This window comes from Saccharibacillus sp. CPCC 101409 (assembly GCF_030518235.1).
Classification (GTDB): Bacteria; Bacillota; Bacilli; order Paenibacillales; family Paenibacillaceae; genus Saccharibacillus.
On sequence record NZ_JAULSA010000062.1, the window covers coordinates 1 to 537 of the forward strand.

Sequence of the window (537 nt, forward strand, 5' to 3'; positions counted from 1 at the left end):
TGCTCCAGCACATTCGGCGCAATCGGCAGGTCGTGGTTGGAATCCGTCGTTTGTACGCGAAACTTGCGGCTCACACAGGAGCGCAGGCCCATTTCACGCATGTACAGGCTCACGGTCCGAGTCGAAATCCGCAGCCCTTCTTTGCGCAGCAGCTTGGCGATTTTGGGGCTGCCGTACCGGCTTTCGTTATCCTCGAAGTGGTACGTAATCCGGACTTGGACACGGGTTTTTCGCTTCTTTTGCTCGCTTGGAATCTGCTGACGCCATTTGTAGAATCCGCTCCGGGAAACCTGGAGGACCTGGCACATCTTCTCGATTCGAAACTCGGAGCGGTGAGCTTCGATGAACTGAAATCTCAGTTCTTTTCTTTGCTGAAGATGTGCAGCGCCTTTTTTAGGATTGCCAGCTCCTCCTGTAAATCCTGTTTCTCCCGCTCGGAGGCTTGAAGTTTGGCTTCCATCTCCCGCAGCTTTTCGGGGTTCGCCGAAGCGACGGGTTCATGTTCGAATGACCGGTACTTGGTCATCCAGTTTTTCA

2 protein-coding genes are annotated in these 537 nt (G+C 53.8%); both read right to left on the reverse strand.

What is annotated here, in order from left to right:
* A partial coding sequence (locus QWJ34_RS27060; RefSeq protein ID WP_302732236.1) for an IS3 family transposase occupies positions 1-308 on the reverse strand: 308 nt, incomplete at its 3' end.
* Between the two features lie 47 nt (positions 309-355).
* A partial coding sequence (locus tag QWJ34_RS27065) for a transposase (RefSeq protein WP_483314316.1) occupies positions 356-537 on the reverse strand: 182 nt, incomplete at its 5' end.